The sequence below is a fragment of the Blastococcus aggregatus genome, assembly GCF_900221005.1.
Taxonomy (GTDB): Bacteria; Actinomycetota; Actinomycetes; order Mycobacteriales; family Geodermatophilaceae; genus Blastococcus; species Blastococcus aggregatus.
The window spans coordinates 197478-211888 of the sequence record NZ_OBQI01000005.1; the positions used below are offsets into that span (position 1 = coordinate 197478).

The window sequence follows — 14411 nt, forward strand, 5'->3', positions numbered from 1 at the left end:
TCCTCTCGGGGCGGGTCGGCAGGTTCCCGGCGGTCGATGTCCGGTCCGCCGCCGGACGGCGTTCTCAGCGCTCGCCCCCGGGCCGGTGATCGTCGTCACGGCGGTCCTCGTCGGCCGGCACCGGCGTGCGCGCGGGGGCCGGCGGGCCGTCCGACGAGGCGGTTTCCGCGGCGGCGAACTCCTCGCCGCGGGTGATCACCTCGCGGGGGCGGCCGCGCTGCCACACGAGGTAGGTCAGCGCCAGCAGCCCGACGACGGCCGCCGTGAACACGTTGAGCCGGACCCCGGCGAACGTCTCCGCCGGATCGGTGCGCAGCAGCTCGATCCACAGCCGGCCGGTGCAGTACGCGAGCACGTAGAGCGCGAACGCCTGGCCGTGGGCGAGCCGGAAGCGCCGGTCGGCCCAGATGACCAGCGCCGCGGCGGCCAGGTTCCACAACAGCTCGTAGAGGAACGTCGGGTGGAAGGTGGCGACGTCGAGGTACTCCTCCGGCCGGTTCACCCGGTCGATCTCCAGACCCCAGGGCAGGTCGGTCGGCCCGCCGAAGAGCTCCTGGTTGAACCAGTTGCCCAGCCGCCCGATCGCCTGGGCGAGCAGCAGGCCGGGAGCCAGGGCGTCGCCGAACGCGGGCAGCGGGATGCCGCGGCGCCGGCAGGCGATCCAGGCACCCACCCCGCCGAGGGCGATGGCCCCCCAGATGCCCAGGCCGCCCTCCCAGATGGCGAAGGCCTTGAGCGGGTCCCCGCCCTCTCCGAAGTAGGGCCGCGGGCTGGTGATCACGTGGTAGATCCGCCCGCCGACGATGCCGAAGGGCACCGCCCAGGTCGCGATGTCCAGCACGTCGCCGGGGGCGCCGCCGCGGGCGATCCAGCGCTTCTCGGTCAGCCACGCGGCGGCCACGATGCCGGCGATGATGCACAGCGCGTAGGCGCGCAGCGGGACGGGTCCGAGCTCCCAGACGCCCTGCGAGGGGCTCGGGATCGAGGCCAGCACGATCATGCCGGCACCCCGGCCCGGCGGACCCCGGCGGCGAGGTCGGCGGTGAGCGCGCGGACGCCGTCGGCCCCCCGGCCCTCGAGCAGCTCGCGCACGTAGGCCGAGCCGACGATGACGCCGTCGGCGAAGGCGGCCAACTCCGCGGCCTGCGCGCCGTTCGAGACGCCCAGCCCCACGCAGAGTGCGATGTCCGGCCGCGCCTCGCGGGTCCGGGCGACCAGCACCCGGGCCGCGTCGCTCACGGAGGCCCGTGCCCCGGTCACGCCCATGGTGGAGGCGACGTAGACGAAGCCCCTGCTGGCCGCGGTCGTCGAGCGCAGCCGCACGTCGGTCGACGAGGGGGCGACGAGGAAGACCCGGTCGAGGTCCGCACGCTCCGCCGCGGCGATCCACGCGCCGGCCTCGTCGGGGATGAGGTCCGGGGTGATGAGCCCCGCTCCCCCGGCCGCCGCGAGGTCGGTGGCGAACCGCTCGACGCCATAGCGCTCGATCGGGTTCCAGTAGGTCATGACCACCGGGACGGCACCGGCGGCGGCCACGGCCTCGACCGCCCGGAACACGTCGCGCAGGCCGACGCCGGCCCGCACGGCGACCTCGACGGCCTCCTGGATGACCGGGCCGTCCATGCCGGGGTCGCTGTAGGGGACGCCGATCTCGATCACGTCGGCGCCGGCCTCGACGGCGGCCACCATCGCCGCGATCGAGGCGTCGACGTCGGGATAGCCGACGGGCAGGTAGGCGATCAGCGCCGCCCGGCCCTCGGCCTTCGCGGCGGCGATCCGCTGTGCCAGCCGGCTCATGCCGTCTCACCCGCGTCCTGGCCTGCGACGACCCGGTCGTTGCTGACCGCGCCCTCCGTGGGTTGCTGGTCGGTGTCCATGCCCGGGCCCGGATCGGCCCCGCGGCCGGCCTCCACGGCACGGTCGTCCTCGTCCGTCGGCGCGCCGTTCTCGCCGAGGCCGAACCAGGCCGACGCCGTCTCGACGTCCTTGTCGCCGCGACCGGAGAGGTTCACCAGCAGCAGGGCGTCCGGACCGAGCTCGCGGCCGAGCTTCATCGCGCCGGCCAGCGCGTGGGCCGACTCGATCGCCGGGATGATGCCCTCGGTCCGGCACAGCAGCGCGAAGGCCTCCATCGCCTCGGCGTCGGTGATGGGCCGGTACTCGGCCCGGCCGATGTCGTGCAGGTAGCTGTGCTCGGGGCCGACGCCCGGGTAGTCCAGCCCGGCGCTGATCGAGTGCGACTCGATGGTCTGCCCGTTCTCGTCCTGCAGCAGGAACGAGCGCGCGCCGTGCAGGACCCCGGGGGTGCCCCCGGTGATCGTCGCCGCGTGCCGCCCGCTGTCCACGCCGTCGCCGCCGGCCTCCAGGCCCAGCAGCCGCACGCCCTCGTCGGCGATGAACGCGGTGAAGATGCCGATCGCGTTGGAGCCGCCGCCCACGCAGGCGAGGACGGCGTCGGGGAGCCGGCCCTCCCGCTCGAGCACCTGGACCCGGGCCTCGTCACCGATGACGCGCTGGAAGTCGCGGACCATCGCCGGGAAGGGGTGCGGGCCGGCGACGGTGCCGAAGACGTAGTTCGTCGTCTCGACGTTGGTGACCCAGTCGCGGAACGCCTCGTTGATCGCGTCCTTGAGCGTGCGGGAGCCGGTGGTCACCGGGATCACCTCGGCGCCGAGCAGCCGCATGCGGGCCACGTTGAGCGCCTGCCGGCGGGTGTCCTCCTCGCCCATGTAGACGGTGCAGGACAGGCCCATCAGCGCTGCGGCGGTCGCCGTCGCGACGCCGTGCTGGCCGGCGCCGGTCTCGGCGATCACGCGGGTCTTGCCGATCCGCTTGGTCAGCAGCGCCTGGCCCAGCACGTTGTTGATCTTGTGTGAGCCGGTGTGGTTGAGGTCCTCGCGCTTGAGCAGGATCCGCGCGCCGCCGGCGTGCTCGGCGAACCGCGGCACCTCGGTGAGCGGGCTCGGCCGGCCGGTGTAGTCACGCTGCAGCCGGGCGAACTCCTCGAGGAACACCGGGTCGACCCGCATGGCCTCGTAGGCCTCCGTCAGCTCGTCGAGCGCGGCGATCAGCGCCTCGGGCACGAAACGGCCGCCGAACACGCCGAAGTGACCGGTCGCGTCGGGCCAGCCCGGACGCGCCGGAAGAGAGAGATCTCCGGGCTGCGGGGGGCTGGTCGTCGTCATGCCCTCCAGTGTCCCGCGTGTCAGCGCGGCAGCGGCCGCAGGGGTCAGCGACTGGTGCGCGGCGTGGCGGGGTGGGCGCCCGCGGTGACCAGGTCGGCGACCGCCTGGCGGGCGTCGCCGGCGGTCACCAGCCCCTCCCCCACGAGCACCGCGTCGGCCCCGGCCGCGGCGTAGCCGATGAGGTCGTGCGGGCCGCGGACGCCGGACTCGGCGACCTTGACCACCTCCGAGGGCAGCCCGGGGGCGATCTTCTCGAAGGTGGAGCGGTCCACCTCCAGCGTGGTGAGGTCGCGGGCGTTGACGCCGATGACCGCGGCGCCCGCGGCCAGCGCGCGGTCGGCCTCGGCCTCGGTGTGCACCTCGACCAGCGCGGTCATCCCGAGGGACTCGACCCGCTCGAGCAGCCCGGTGAGCACGTTCTGCTCCAGCGCGGCGACGATCAGCAGGACGACGTCGGCACCGTGGGCGCGGGCCTCGTGCACCTGGTAGCTGCTGACCACGAAGTCCTTGCACAGGATCGGCACGTCCACGACCGCGCGGACGGCGTCGAGGTCGGCCTGCGAGCCGCCGAAGCGGCGCCGCTCGGTGAGGACGGAGATGACCCGGGCGCCACCGGCGGCGTACTGGCGGGCCAGCTCGGCGGGGTCGGGGATGTCGGCCAGCTCGCCCTTGGAGGGGCTGCGGCGCTTGACCTCGGCGATGACCCCGACGCCGGGAGCGCGCAGCGCGGCCAGGGCGTCCAGGGCGGGCCGGGCGTCGAGGGCGGCGGCCTTGACCTCGGCCAGGGGGATGAGCGCCTCGCGGGCGGCGAGGTCCTCGCGGACGCCGGCGACGATCTCGTCGAGAACGGTCACGCGATCGCTCCTGCCGGCGCGGATGCGCACCCGCTGCTCGTCTCCACTGCCTGTCGCACGTCGTCCCCTCACCAGCCGGATCGGTGTGCTCACTCTAGAGCCGACGCCGATCCGGTCCCGGTCAGGGGGCGGTGCGGGCGGTTCTCCCCGGTTCCGCTATACGTCGCGCGGATCGGTGGGGTCCTCGCCGCGGTCCAGCGCCTTCCACGCGTCGACCGCACGGTCCTCGTCGGTCCGCGGGCGGGCCGGAGCCGCCCCCGCCGCCGGCGCGGAACCGGTCCGCTCGTAGCGGCGGCCCATGGCCGGCCAGGTGCGGCCCCGCAGCACGGTGAACGCGCCGGTCGCCACGGCCACGAGCCCGGCCAGCACGACCAGCAGCGGCCACGTCGTCGACACGTCGGCGGTGGTGCCGCTGACCGTGCCGCCCGACAGCCCGGGCAGGTCGCCGCCGGCATCGTCCAGACCGCCGGTCAGGGCACGGAGCCCCGACCACGCCAGCGCCCCACCGGCCACGGCGGCGAGCAGGCCGACCCCGACGCGACCGGCGCCGCGCACCGCCAGCAGCGCGACGGCAGCGGCGAGCAGGACCAGCCCGGCGGCGGGGACCAGCGGCGCGGCGTCGGCGCCGGACAGGTCGGCCGACACCGGCGGCAGCGGCGCCCGGCGCTCGGCCGTCACCGCCGCCCAGGCCTGCCCACCGGCCGAGAGGGCCAGCGCACCGGCGAGCACCGCGCCGAGGACGGCGGTGGTGAGCTCCCTGCGTCCGGGCGCGCTCACGGGAGCTCCCGCAGCCCCTCGGCCATCGCGATCGCCGAGAGCACCGCCCGCGCCTTGTGCCGCGTCTCGGCCTCCTCGGTGGCGGCGTCGCTGTCGGCAACCACCCCCGCGCCGGCCTGCACGTAGGCGCGCCCGTCGTGCAGGACGGCGGTGCGGATCGCGATCGCCATGTCCATGTCGCCGCTGGCGTCCACGTACCCGACCGTGCCGGCGTAGAGCGCCCGCCGGGTCGGCTCCAGCGTCTCGATGATCTCCATCGCGCGCGGCTTCGGGGCGCCGGAGACCGTGCCGGCCGGGAAGGTCGCGTCGAAGACGTCGAGGGCGTCGTGCTCCGGGGCGACCTCGCCGGCGACGGTGGAGACCAGGTGCATCACGTGGCTGTAGTGCTCGACCCGCATGAAGTCCGGCACCTCGACCGAGCCCGGCACGCACACCCGGCCCAGGTCGTTGCGGGCGAGGTCCACCAGCATGACGTGCTCGGCGCGCTCCTTGGGGTCGGCGAGCAGGCCCTCGGCCAGCCGGACGTCCTCCTCCGGGGTGGCGCCCCGGGGCCGGGTGCCGGCTGGCGGGTGCACCACGGCCGAGGAGCCGGTCACGGTCACCAGCGCCTCCGGCGAGGAGCCGACGACGTCGAACGGCGTCTCCCGGCCCTCGAACCGCAGCAGGTACATGTACGGCGAGGGGTTGGTGGCCCGGAGCACCCGGTAGAGGTCCAGCGCGTCGGCGGTGGTGGCGGCCTCGAAGCGCTGGGCGAGCACCACCTGGAAGGCGTCGCCGGCCCGGATGTGCTCGCGCACCCGCTCGACGCCGGCCTCGTACACCCCGGGCGCCATGTTGCTGGTCACCTCTGGGACGTGGGGCTCCCCCAGCACGGCCACCCCCGGCGGGACGGCGCGGGTGAGGTCGGCGGCCATCGCGTCCAGCCGGGCGATCGCGTCGTCGTACCCGCCCTCCCCGCTCCGACCTCCCCCGCCCTCGCCACCCCCGGACAACACGTTGGCGATGAGCAGCACGGTGCCGTCGGCGTGGTCGAGCACCGCCAGGTCGGTCACCAGCATCATGGCCAGCTCGGGCATGCCGAGGTCGTCGGTGCTGGTCTCGGGCAGCCGCTCCAGCCGCCGGACGACGTCGTAGCCCAGGTAGCCGACCAGGCCGCCGGTCAGCGGCGGCAGGCCGGGCGTGCGCGGGGACCGCAGCCGGCGGGCCAGCGTGCGGACGGCGGCGAGCGGATCGGCCGGCAGGTCGTCGGTCAGCCCGGGGATCTCCTCCCCCAGCCACTGCGTGACGCCACCGCGCTCGGTGAGCACGCCGGCGCTGCGGGCGCCCACGAAGCTGTAGCGCGCCCAGCGCTTGCCCTGCTCGGCCGACTCCAGGAGCACCGTGCCGGGGCGGTTGCGGGCGAGCTTGCGGTAGATGCCGACGGCGGTCTCGCTGTCGGCCAGCAGCTTGCGGACCACGGGGACCATCGGCCGGTCGGAGGTGAACTCCTCGCGCGCCGGCGTCGCGACGCCGAACCTCATGCGCCGGCCGTCCCGGGGCGGACACCGGGCACCGACGGCAGCGCGCGGAAGAAGCAGGTCCGCTCGCCGGTGTGGCAGGCCGCACCCTCCTGGTCGACGAGGACCAGCAGCGCGTCGCCGTCGCAGTCCACCCGGACCTCCCGGACCCACTGCCGGTGACCGGAGGTCTCGCCCTTGACCCAGTACTCCTGCCGGCTGCGCGACCAGTAGGTCGCCCGGCCGGTGGTCAGCGTGCGGCGCAGCGCCTCGTCGTCCATCCACGCGACCATGAGCACCTCGCGGGTGTCGTGCTGCTGGACGACCGCGGTCACCAGCCCGAGGGGGTCGTGGCGCAGCAGGGCTGCGACCTCGGGGTCGAGCGCGGGAGAGGCGACGTCGGACATGCCGCCAGTCTGCCGTGCCCGTCGGTCAGGGCGGTGGGGCGGTGAACCAGCGCCGCGCCGCGCCGCTGAGCAGCAGGCCGAGGGAGACCGCCGGGCCGACCATGAAGAACAGCGCGAACGCCGCCAGCGACCCCTCGCCGTCGGCCCGCGGCAGGTCGCCGAGGACGTCGAGCAGCCGGCCGGCCCAGTACAGCGCGAGCACCACCTGGACCACGTGCGCGCCCGCCAGCAGGCGGTACCCCGTGGGGGTGCGCCGGTTGAGCGCCATCACCCCGCCCGCCACCAGCAGGAGCACCGACACCAGCTGGACGACGGCGAGCACGGTGCCCTCGGTGGCCAGCCGCCGGGCGGTCTCCGAGGTGTAGACGTCGGGCCGGCCGCTGGAGGCGATGTCGGCGATCGAGGCGAAGAACCAGACGTAGAGCGAGGCGATGAGCACGACGACGGCCTGCACGAAGGCCAGCACCGCCGCGCCGATCACCTGGCCGGGCGTGCGCTCCACCGGGCGGGGCGGGCCCCACGGCGGTGGTCCGTACGGGCCCGGCCCCCACTGCGGCTGGCCGTACGGCGGCTGCCCGTACGGCGGCTGACCCCAGGGCTGCTGGCCGTACGGCGGCTGGCCCCACGGCTGCTGCGGCGGGCCGTACTGCGGCTGCCCGTAGGGCGGCGGCTGCGGGGCGGTCCGCGGCGGTCCCGCGTACGGCGGGGCGGCCGGCCGGTCGGGGTCCGACCAGGGATCGCTCACAGTGACACCGGTCCGCTCACGCGGGCCGCTCCGCTCCTCGCTCGTTCCTCGCTGCGATGCTCACGCCCCTGCCCGCTCACAGCGCCGCCGCGACGGCGCGGCCGGCCGTGCGCCCGGAGAACAGGCAGCCGCCCAGGAAGGTGCCCTCCAGCGAGCGGTAGCCGTGCATGCCGCCGCCGCCGAAGCCCGCGACCTCGCCCGCCGCGTAGAGCCCGGGGAAGACCTCGCCCCCGGGCCGCAGCACCCGTGCGGACAGGTCGGTCTCCAGCCCGCCGAGCGACTTGCGCGTGATGATGTTCAGCCGGACGGCGATCAGCGGCCCCGCCTCGGGGTCGAGGATGCGGTGCGGCTGGGCCACCCGGATGAGCTTGTCGCCCAGGTAGTTCCGGGCGCCGCGGATGGCGGTGACCTGCAGGTCCTTGGTGAACGGGTGGGCGATCTCCCGGTCGCGGGCGACGATCTCCCGCTCGAGGTCGGCCAGGTCGATCTGCGGCGTCCCGCCGGTGATCCGGTTCATGCCGGCGACGAGCTCGGGCAGCGTGGTGGCGACGACGAAGTCCTCACCCTTGTCGAGGAAGGCCTGGACCGGCGCGGAGACCCCGGCGCGCGCCCGGTTGACCAGCAGCTTCACGTCCTTGCCGGTGAGGTCGGGGTTCTGCTCCGAGCCGGAGAGCGCGAACTCCTTCTCGACGATCTTCTTCGTGGTGACGAACCAGGTGTGCTCGTACCCGGTCGTGCCGATGTGCTCGAGCGTGCCGAGGGTGTCGAAGCCGGGGAACAGCGGCACCGGCAGCCGCCGGCCGACCGCGTCGAACCACAGGGACGAGGGCCCGGGCAGGATCCGGATGCCGTGCTGCGCCCAGACCGGCGAGTGGTTGGCGATGCCCTCGGTGTAGTGCCACATGCGGTCCTCGTTGACCACGCTGGCGCCGGCGGCCTGCGTCGCCTCGAGCATGTGTCCGTCGACGTGCGCGGGGACGCCCGACAGCATCCGCTGCGGCGCGGGCCCCAGCCGGGCCGGCCAGTTGCGCCGCACCAGGTCGTGGTTGCCCCCGATGCCGCCGGAGGTGACGACGACGGCCTGCGCGGAGATCTCGAACTCCCCGACCTCGGTGCGCGAGCTCGCCTCCCCGCGGGCGACGTCGCTGGGCTCGAGGACGGCGCCGCGCACGCCGGACACCGCGCCGTCGGTCACGACGAGCCCGGAGACGCGGTGCCGGAACCGCAGCTCGACCGTGCCCGCCTCGACCGCGGCGCGCACCCGGCGGAGGAAGGGCGCGACGACGCCGGGGCCGGTGCCCCAGACGATGTGGAAGCGCGGCACCGAGTTGCCGGGGCCGGTGGCGGTGTAGCCGCCCCGCTCGGCCCACCCGACGACCGGGAAGAACCCGACGCCCTGCTCCTTGAGCCAGGCCCGCTTCTCACCGGCGGCGAACTGCAGGTAGGCCTCGGCCCACTGGCGCGGCCAGTGGTCCTCGGTGCGGTCGAAGCCGGCGGTGCCGAACCAGTCCTGACGGGCCAGCTCGAGGGAGTCGTGCACCCGCAGCCGGCGCTGCTCGGGCGAGTCGACGAGGAACAACCCACCGAAGGACCAGTGCGCCTGGCCGCCCAGGCTCGCCTCGGGCTCCTGGTCGACGAGCACGACCCGCTTGCCGGCGTCGGCCAGCTCGGCGGTGGCCACGAGCCCCGCGAGCCCCGCGCCCACGACGACGACGTCTGCCTCGGTCCTGCCGTTCGGGTTCACGGGCCCGACGCTAGCGGGCCCGACGCTAGCGGGCCGCGGCGCCCCGGCGCCGCCGGACCGGGCACGACCCACCTCGCAGAGTGCGTCATCGCGGCTATCGTGGGGGCGGGCCGTGACTGGCGCTCGAGGTGGGGAACCACCGGGGAGCGGCCTCGTCGACCGACGTCCGCCGCGCGCCTGGGCTTCATCCGATGGAGGAGAGCCCATGGACCAGCCGTCGACCACCACGGCCCGCATGCTGCCGGGCAAGCCCGGCGCGGACGCCATCTTCGAGCAGATCACCGCCGACGTGGCCCGCCTGCGCGCCGGCGGGGTGACGCCGAGCCTCGCAACGGTCCTCGTCGGGGACGACGACGCCAGCGCGGGCTACATCCGGATCAAGCAGCGCACGGCACGGTCCCTCGGCTTTGCGTCCCCGCACGTCCACCTCCCCGGCGACGCCACGCAGGACGACCTGCACCGGGTCATCGGCACGCTCAATGCCGACCCGGCGGTGCACGCGCTGCTGATCCAGCACCCGGTCCCGTCACCCCTCGACTACGACGCCGCCCTCGCCGAGGTCGATCCGGACAAGGACGTGGACGGCATGCACCCGCTCAACCTCGGGCGGCTCGCCCTCGGCCGACCCGCTCCCCGGCCGTGCACACCGGCGGGCATCGAGGCGCTCCTGGCGCACTACGACATCCCGATCGCGGGACGGGAGGTCGTCGTCCTCGGCCGGGGCGCGACCCTCGGGCGACCGCTGGCCACGTTGCTCGCGCAGAAGCGCCCGACCGCGAACGCCGCGGTCACCGTCGTGCACACCGGCGTCCCGGACTGGTCTCGGTACACACGCCGCGCCGACGTGCTCATCGCCGCCGCGGGCGTGCCCGGCATCGTCCGGCCGCAGCACGTCAAGCCCGGAGCCGTGGTCATCGGAGGTGGGGTGCGCTACTCCGGTCGACGGCTGCTGCCCGACGTCGACGAGCGATGTGCGGACGTCGCCTCGGCGATCACCCCGCGCGTAGGCGGCGTCGGGCCCACCACCGTCGCGATGCTCTTCCGCAACGCGGTCCAGGCAGCTGAGAGGTCGTCGAGCTGAGGCAACCGAGCGTTGAACGCGAGCGGCCCAGAACAGCGGCGATCCTGGGCCCCTCGCGTTCAACACTGCAGTGCTACGACGTCGCGCGCCGTGCCGCGACCCACGCCCGCACCCCGGGCAGCGAGGCCAGCACCGCGGCGGCCGCCGGGAACAGCCCGGTCGCGAGCGCGAAGCCCAGCGCGTCCTCGGCCCAGCCGCCGAACAGCGTGCCGCCGATGATCAGCAGGGCGAGCACCGCGCCGGACACGGCGACGACCCGCCAGGACCGGCCGAGCAGGAGCAGCACCGCCCCCGTCAGCAGGCCCAGCGAGAGTCCGAGCGGCACGACCAGCAGCAGCCACTCCAGTCCGGAGAGGTTCCCGCCGGAGAAGCCCAGCGCGACCAGGAAGAAGAACCCGGGCGCGAACGCACTGAGCACGGCGAGCGGGGCGGCGACGATCGCCAGGGCGGGCGGCAGCCGCGTCGCGGCAGCGGCGGGTACGGACACGCGGCGCAGCCTAGGGCCGACCGGGGTCAGGCCACCGGTTCCGGCTCGCCGGCCGACGACCGGCGCCACGAGGCGTGCAGCCGCGCGTAGGTGCCGTCGGTGCCGACCAGCTCGGCGTGGCTGCCGCGCTGCACGACGTGTCCCGCGTCCACCACGAGGATCTCGTCGGCCCGCTCCGCGGTGGACAGGCGGTGCGCGATGGTCAGCGTCGTCCGCCCGGCGGTGAGGGTGTCCAGCGCCCGGGTCAGCCGCTGCTCGGTGGCGGGGTCGACCGCGCTGGTCGCCTCGTCGAGCACCAGCAGGTCGGGGTCGGCCACGTACGCGCGGGCGACGGCGACGAGCTGGCGCTCACCTGCCGACAGCGACTCACCGCGCTGCCCCACCGGGCTGGTCACGCCGTGGGGCAGGCCCTCGACCCAGTCGGTCAGGCCGAGGTCGGCGAACGCGCGCGTGACCTCCGCGTCGCTGATCGTCGGCGCGCCGTAGCGGACGTTGTCGGCGACGGTCGCGTCGAAGAGGAAGCCGTCCTGGGGCACCATCACGACCCGCGCGCGCAGCGACCCGAAGGCGACGTCGGACAACGGCACCCAGCCGGCGTCGTCGGACCCCAGCAGCACCCGCCCCTCGACCGGGTCCATGAGCCGGGTGACCAGCTTGGCGAAGGTGGTCTTGCCCGAGCCGGTCTCACCGACGATCGCCACCCGCCGGCGCGGCGCGATGGTCAGGTCGACGTCGTCGAGCGCCTTCCGGGCGCCGGGCGCGTACCGGAAGGTCACGTGGTCGAAGCGGACGCCGAGCACGCCGTCGGGCAGGTGCAGGCTGCTCTCCGGCGCGGCCGTTGCCGGATCCCGCACGTCGGGCTCGGTGTCGAGGATGTCGAGCACCCGCCGGAACCCGGCCAGCGCGTTCTGCGCCTCGTTGATCACCTCGCTGGCGGTCTGGACCGGCGCGACGAAGAGGGTGACCAGGAAGAGGAAGGCCACCAGCGTTCCCGCCGAGATGTCACCGGCGAGACCCAGGTAGATCCCGGCGACGACCAGCGCGGCATTGGCGAGCGCGGCGGCGAGCTCGCCGCTGACGAACACCCCCACGGCCACCCGCTGCGCGTCGACCGCCGCCCGGTAGTGCCGGTCGATCGCCGCGTCGATGCGCTCCGCGGTGCGCTCCCGCACGCCGTAGGCGCGCACGGTCGACGCGCCCACCACGGACTCGGAGACGGCCGCCAGCAGGTCGCCGATCCGCTCGCGGACCAGGCCGTAGACCACCGCCAGCTCGGCGGCGAACCAGCGGACCGCGATCCCCAGCGGCACGAAGCAGACCAGGACGACCAGCGTCAGCTGCCACGAGTAGACGAACATCACGACCGTGGCCACGAGCAGCTGGCCGAAGCTGATCAGGCCGAGCACGCCGCCCCACTGCATGAACTGCGACAACTGGTCGACGTCGCTCGTGACCCGCGACACCAGCGCGCCGCGCTTGTCGGCCTGCTGGTGCACCGCGGACAGGTCGTGCACGTGGCGGAAGGCCCGCACACGCAGGCCGGCCAGCGCGGTCTCGGTGGTGCGGAACAGCCGCAGGTTCATCCGGTAGACCGCCACGGCGGTCAGCACGACGACCACCGCGCAACCGAGCACGACCCAGGTGACGAAGTCCAGGTCGGGACCGCCCTCCGCGCCGATCCCGCGGTCGAGGACCTGCTGGACGGCGATGGGGACGACGACCCGCCCCGCGGTGGCGAGCACCGCGAGCAGGACCGTCAGAGGCAGCCCGCGCCGGAACTCGGGCATCATCCGCAGGCCCCGGCGGAGCGTCTGGATCGCGCCCTCGCGGCGGTCCTCGTCGGGCAGCGTGACGGTCATGCCGGCACCCCCTCGGCCTGGGTGTAGGCGCGCACCAGGTCGGCATAGCCCGGCACCTCGCCGAGCAGGTACTCGTGGCTGCCGCGCGCGACCGCACGGCCGTGCTCGAACCAGACGACCTCGTCGGCGAGCGCGATGGTCGCCTGGCGGTAGGCGACGACCACCACGGTCGCCGGGGCGTCGCTGGCCCGCAGCGCGTCGAGGATGCGGGCCTCGACGGCGGGGTCGACGGCGCTGGTGGCGTCGTCGAGCACGAGCAGCCGCGGCCGGCGGACGATCGCCCGGGCCAGCGCCAGGCGCTGCCGCTGACCGCCCGACAGGGAGGCGCCGCGCTCGCCGACGTGGGTGTCGAGGCCGTCGGGCAGGGCGGTCACGAAGTCGTCGGCGGCGGCCACCCGCAGCGCCGCCCAGACGTCCTCGTCGGTGTACGGGCCACCGAGGGTGATGTTGCCGCGCACCGTGTCGTCGAAGAGGAACGCCTGCTGGGCGACGAAAGCGGCCTGGTCGCTGACCTGTCCCTCGCGCAGGCTGCGGATGTCGAGCCCGTCCAGCAGGACCGTCCCGTCGGCGGGGTCGACGAGCCGGACCAGCAGCCCGGCGAGGGTGGACTTGCCCGAGCCGGTCGGCCCGACCACCGCGACGGTCCCGCCCGCGGGGACGTCGAAGGTGACGTCGCGGACGGCCGGGCGCTCGACCCCGGCGAAGGTGTAGCCGATCCCCTGCAGTCCCAGTGCCGCACCGCCGCTCGCCGTGGCCGCGTCCTCCGGCCCGTACGGCGTCTCGCCGGTCGCCTCGAGGACCGGGGTGATCCGGTCGTAGCCCGCCAGCGCGCGCGGCAGCTCGGCGAGCACCCACCCGATCGCCCGGATGGGCAGGGCCAGGAGCGTGAACAGGTAGGCGATGGACACCAGCTCGCCGACGTCGATCGCGCCGTCGGCGACCCGGTGCGCACCGACCAGCAGGACCGCCAGGGTGCCGAGGTTGGGCAGCGACTCGATCAGCGGGTCGAACAGTCCACGGATCCGGCCGACGGAGATGAGCCCGTCGCGCAGCTCACCGGCGCGAGCGTTGAACCGCTCGGTCTCGGACTCCTCGCGGCCCAGGGTCTTGACCACCAGTGCGGCGTCGAAGCTCTCGTGGGCGATCTCGCTGACCTCTGCGCGCAGCTGCTGGGCCCGCTGCTGGCGCGGGCTCATCACCTGCGAGTACAGCGCGTTGATCACGAACACCAGGGGGAAGATGACGACACCGATCAGCGCCAGCAGCGGATCGGTCGCGACCATCGCCCCGCCGGTGATCACGATGATGATCACCGCGCCCAGCCCGAAGGCCAGCGGCGCGACGAAGAACCAGGCCGCCTCCACGTCCGAGTTGGCGTTGGAGAGCAGCTGACCCGTGGGGTGCTGCTGGTGCCACGACAGCGGGAGACGCAGGTACTGCCCGGTCACCTCGCGGCGCATCTGCGCCTGCAGCCGGTACTGCATGATCCCCGACAGCAGGCGGCGCCCGATGATGCCGACGATCCGCAGCAGGGCCACGCCGATGATGGCCGCGACGGCGAGGGCCAGCGCGGCGGTCGAGGCGCTGCCCTCGTCGAAGGACGGCAGGATGACGCGATCGGTGATCTCGCCGATCACGTAGGCGCTGGCCACCGTCATGACGGCGAACAGGCTGCTGCCCAGCAGCGCGGCGGCGAAGATCCTGGGCTGCAGCGCGATGGCGCGGCCGACGTGCCGGATCCCTCGCCGCACGACGGCATCTCGACGGCGGCGCGGC

At 74.7% G+C, this 14411-nt stretch carries 13 protein-coding genes and 1 riboswitch; of the genes, 1 reads left to right on the forward strand and 12 read right to left on the reverse strand.

The features are described from left to right. Nucleotides 1–64 precede the first annotated feature (64 nt). The 9 genes from lgt to CRP29_RS16700 all read right to left on the reverse strand — a co-directional run bounded on the left by lgt (nt 65) and on the right by CRP29_RS16700 (nt 9208). On the reverse strand, nt 65–1000 hold the full coding sequence (gene lgt / locus CRP29_RS16660) for a prolipoprotein diacylglyceryl transferase (protein ID WP_097196185.1): 936 nt from the start codon (nt 998–1000) through the stop codon (nt 65–67). Continuing rightward, entirely contained in the window at nt 997–1797 is an 801-nt protein-coding gene (gene trpA, locus CRP29_RS16665) for a tryptophan synthase subunit alpha (protein ID WP_097196186.1), read from the reverse strand. The genes lgt and trpA overlap by 4 nt, the downstream gene beginning before the upstream one ends. Further along, on the reverse strand, nt 1794–3185 hold the full coding sequence (trpB, locus tag CRP29_RS16670; RefSeq protein WP_097196187.1) for a tryptophan synthase subunit beta: 1392 nt from the start codon (nt 3183–3185) through the stop codon (nt 1794–1796). Before trpB ends, trpA begins: the two co-directional genes overlap by 4 nt. 44 nt (nt 3186–3229) lie before the next feature. After that, on the reverse strand, nt 3230–4039 hold the full coding sequence (trpC, locus tag CRP29_RS16675) for an indole-3-glycerol phosphate synthase TrpC (RefSeq protein WP_097196188.1): 810 nt from the start codon (nt 4037–4039) through the stop codon (nt 3230–3232). A gap of 156 nt (nt 4040–4195) precedes the next feature. Further along, nucleotides 4196–4816 (reverse strand): Trp biosynthesis-associated membrane protein, encoded by a 621-nt coding sequence (locus CRP29_RS16680; RefSeq protein ID WP_097196189.1) that lies wholly within the window; start codon nt 4814–4816, stop codon nt 4196–4198. After that, nucleotides 4813–6336 (reverse strand): anthranilate synthase component I, encoded by a 1524-nt coding sequence (locus CRP29_RS16685; RefSeq protein ID WP_097196190.1) that lies wholly within the window; start codon nt 6334–6336, stop codon nt 4813–4815. Before CRP29_RS16685 ends, CRP29_RS16680 begins: the two co-directional genes overlap by 4 nt. Then, nucleotides 6333–6719 carry a phosphoribosyl-AMP cyclohydrolase gene (gene hisI / locus CRP29_RS16690; protein ID WP_097196191.1) on the reverse strand — a complete coding sequence of 129 codons (387 nt, stop codon included), beginning with the start codon at nt 6717–6719 and terminating at the stop codon, nt 6333–6335. The genes CRP29_RS16685 and hisI overlap by 4 nt, the downstream gene beginning before the upstream one ends. Nucleotides 6720–6744: 25 nt before the next feature. Then, complete coding sequence (locus CRP29_RS22860) at nt 6745–7464, reverse strand: hypothetical protein (RefSeq protein ID WP_097196192.1); 720 nt, start codon at nt 7462–7464, stop codon at nt 6745–6747. 76 nt (nt 7465–7540) lie between these two features. Further along, the gene (locus CRP29_RS16700) at nt 7541–9208 is read right to left on the reverse strand and encodes an FAD-binding dehydrogenase (RefSeq protein ID WP_097196193.1); all 1668 of its coding nucleotides are present in this window, start codon (nt 9206–9208) and stop codon (nt 7541–7543) included. 102 nt (nt 9209–9310) lie between these two features. Beyond that, a riboswitch (ZMP/ZTP riboswitch) is annotated at nt 9311–9398 on the forward strand. A gap of 15 nt (nt 9399–9413) precedes the next feature. Here CRP29_RS16700 and CRP29_RS16705 point away from each other — a divergent pair. Then, entirely contained in the window at nt 9414–10289 is an 876-nt protein-coding gene (locus CRP29_RS16705) for a bifunctional 5,10-methylenetetrahydrofolate dehydrogenase/5,10-methenyltetrahydrofolate cyclohydrolase (RefSeq protein WP_097196194.1), read from the forward strand. Between the two features lie 73 nt (nt 10290–10362). Here CRP29_RS16705 and CRP29_RS16710 read toward each other — a convergent pair whose 3' ends face one another. The 3 genes from CRP29_RS16710 to CRP29_RS16720 are packed head-to-tail and all read right to left on the reverse strand — an operon-like array spanning nt 10363 to nt 14386. Further along, nucleotides 10363–10776 (reverse strand): hypothetical protein, encoded by a 414-nt coding sequence (locus tag CRP29_RS16710; protein WP_141437157.1) that lies wholly within the window; start codon nt 10774–10776, stop codon nt 10363–10365. Nucleotides 10777–10802: 26 nt separating this feature from the next. After that, nucleotides 10803–12635: an ABC transporter ATP-binding protein gene (locus CRP29_RS16715; RefSeq protein ID WP_097196196.1), complete on the reverse strand. Its 1833-nt coding sequence runs from the start codon at nt 12633–12635 to the stop codon at nt 10803–10805. Then, nucleotides 12632–14386, reverse strand: a complete 1755-nt coding sequence (locus CRP29_RS16720) for an ABC transporter ATP-binding protein (RefSeq protein ID WP_245852914.1) — start codon at nt 14384–14386, stop codon at nt 12632–12634. Before CRP29_RS16720 ends, CRP29_RS16715 begins: the two co-directional genes overlap by 4 nt. Between the last annotated feature and the right edge of the window lie 25 nt (nt 14387–14411).

What these genes read in the sequence shown, in the direction of transcription:
- lgt (WP_097196185.1), bottom strand. Translation starts at nt 1,000, where the DNA reads ATGATCGTGCTGGCCTCGATCCCGAGCCCCTCGCAGGGCGTCTGGGAG.
- trpA (WP_097196186.1), bottom strand. Translation starts at nt 1,797, where the DNA reads ATGAGCCGGCTGGCACAGCGGATCGCCGCCGCGAAGGCCGAGGGCCGG.
- trpB (WP_097196187.1), bottom strand. Translation starts at nt 3,185, where the DNA reads ATGACGACGACCAGCCCCCCGCAGCCCGGAGATCTCTCTCTTCCGGCG.
- CRP29_RS16685 (WP_097196190.1), bottom strand. Translation starts at nt 6,336, where the DNA reads ATGAGGTTCGGCGTCGCGACGCCGGCGCGCGAGGAGTTCACCTCCGAC.
- hisI (WP_097196191.1), bottom strand. Translation starts at nt 6,719, where the DNA reads ATGTCCGACGTCGCCTCTCCCGCGCTCGACCCCGAGGTCGCAGCCCTG.
- CRP29_RS16705 (WP_097196194.1), top strand. Translation starts at nt 9,414, where the DNA reads ATGGACCAGCCGTCGACCACCACGGCCCGCATGCTGCCGGGCAAGCCC.
- CRP29_RS16715 (WP_097196196.1), bottom strand. Translation starts at nt 12,635, where the DNA reads ATGACCGTCACGCTGCCCGACGAGGACCGCCGCGAGGGCGCGATCCAG.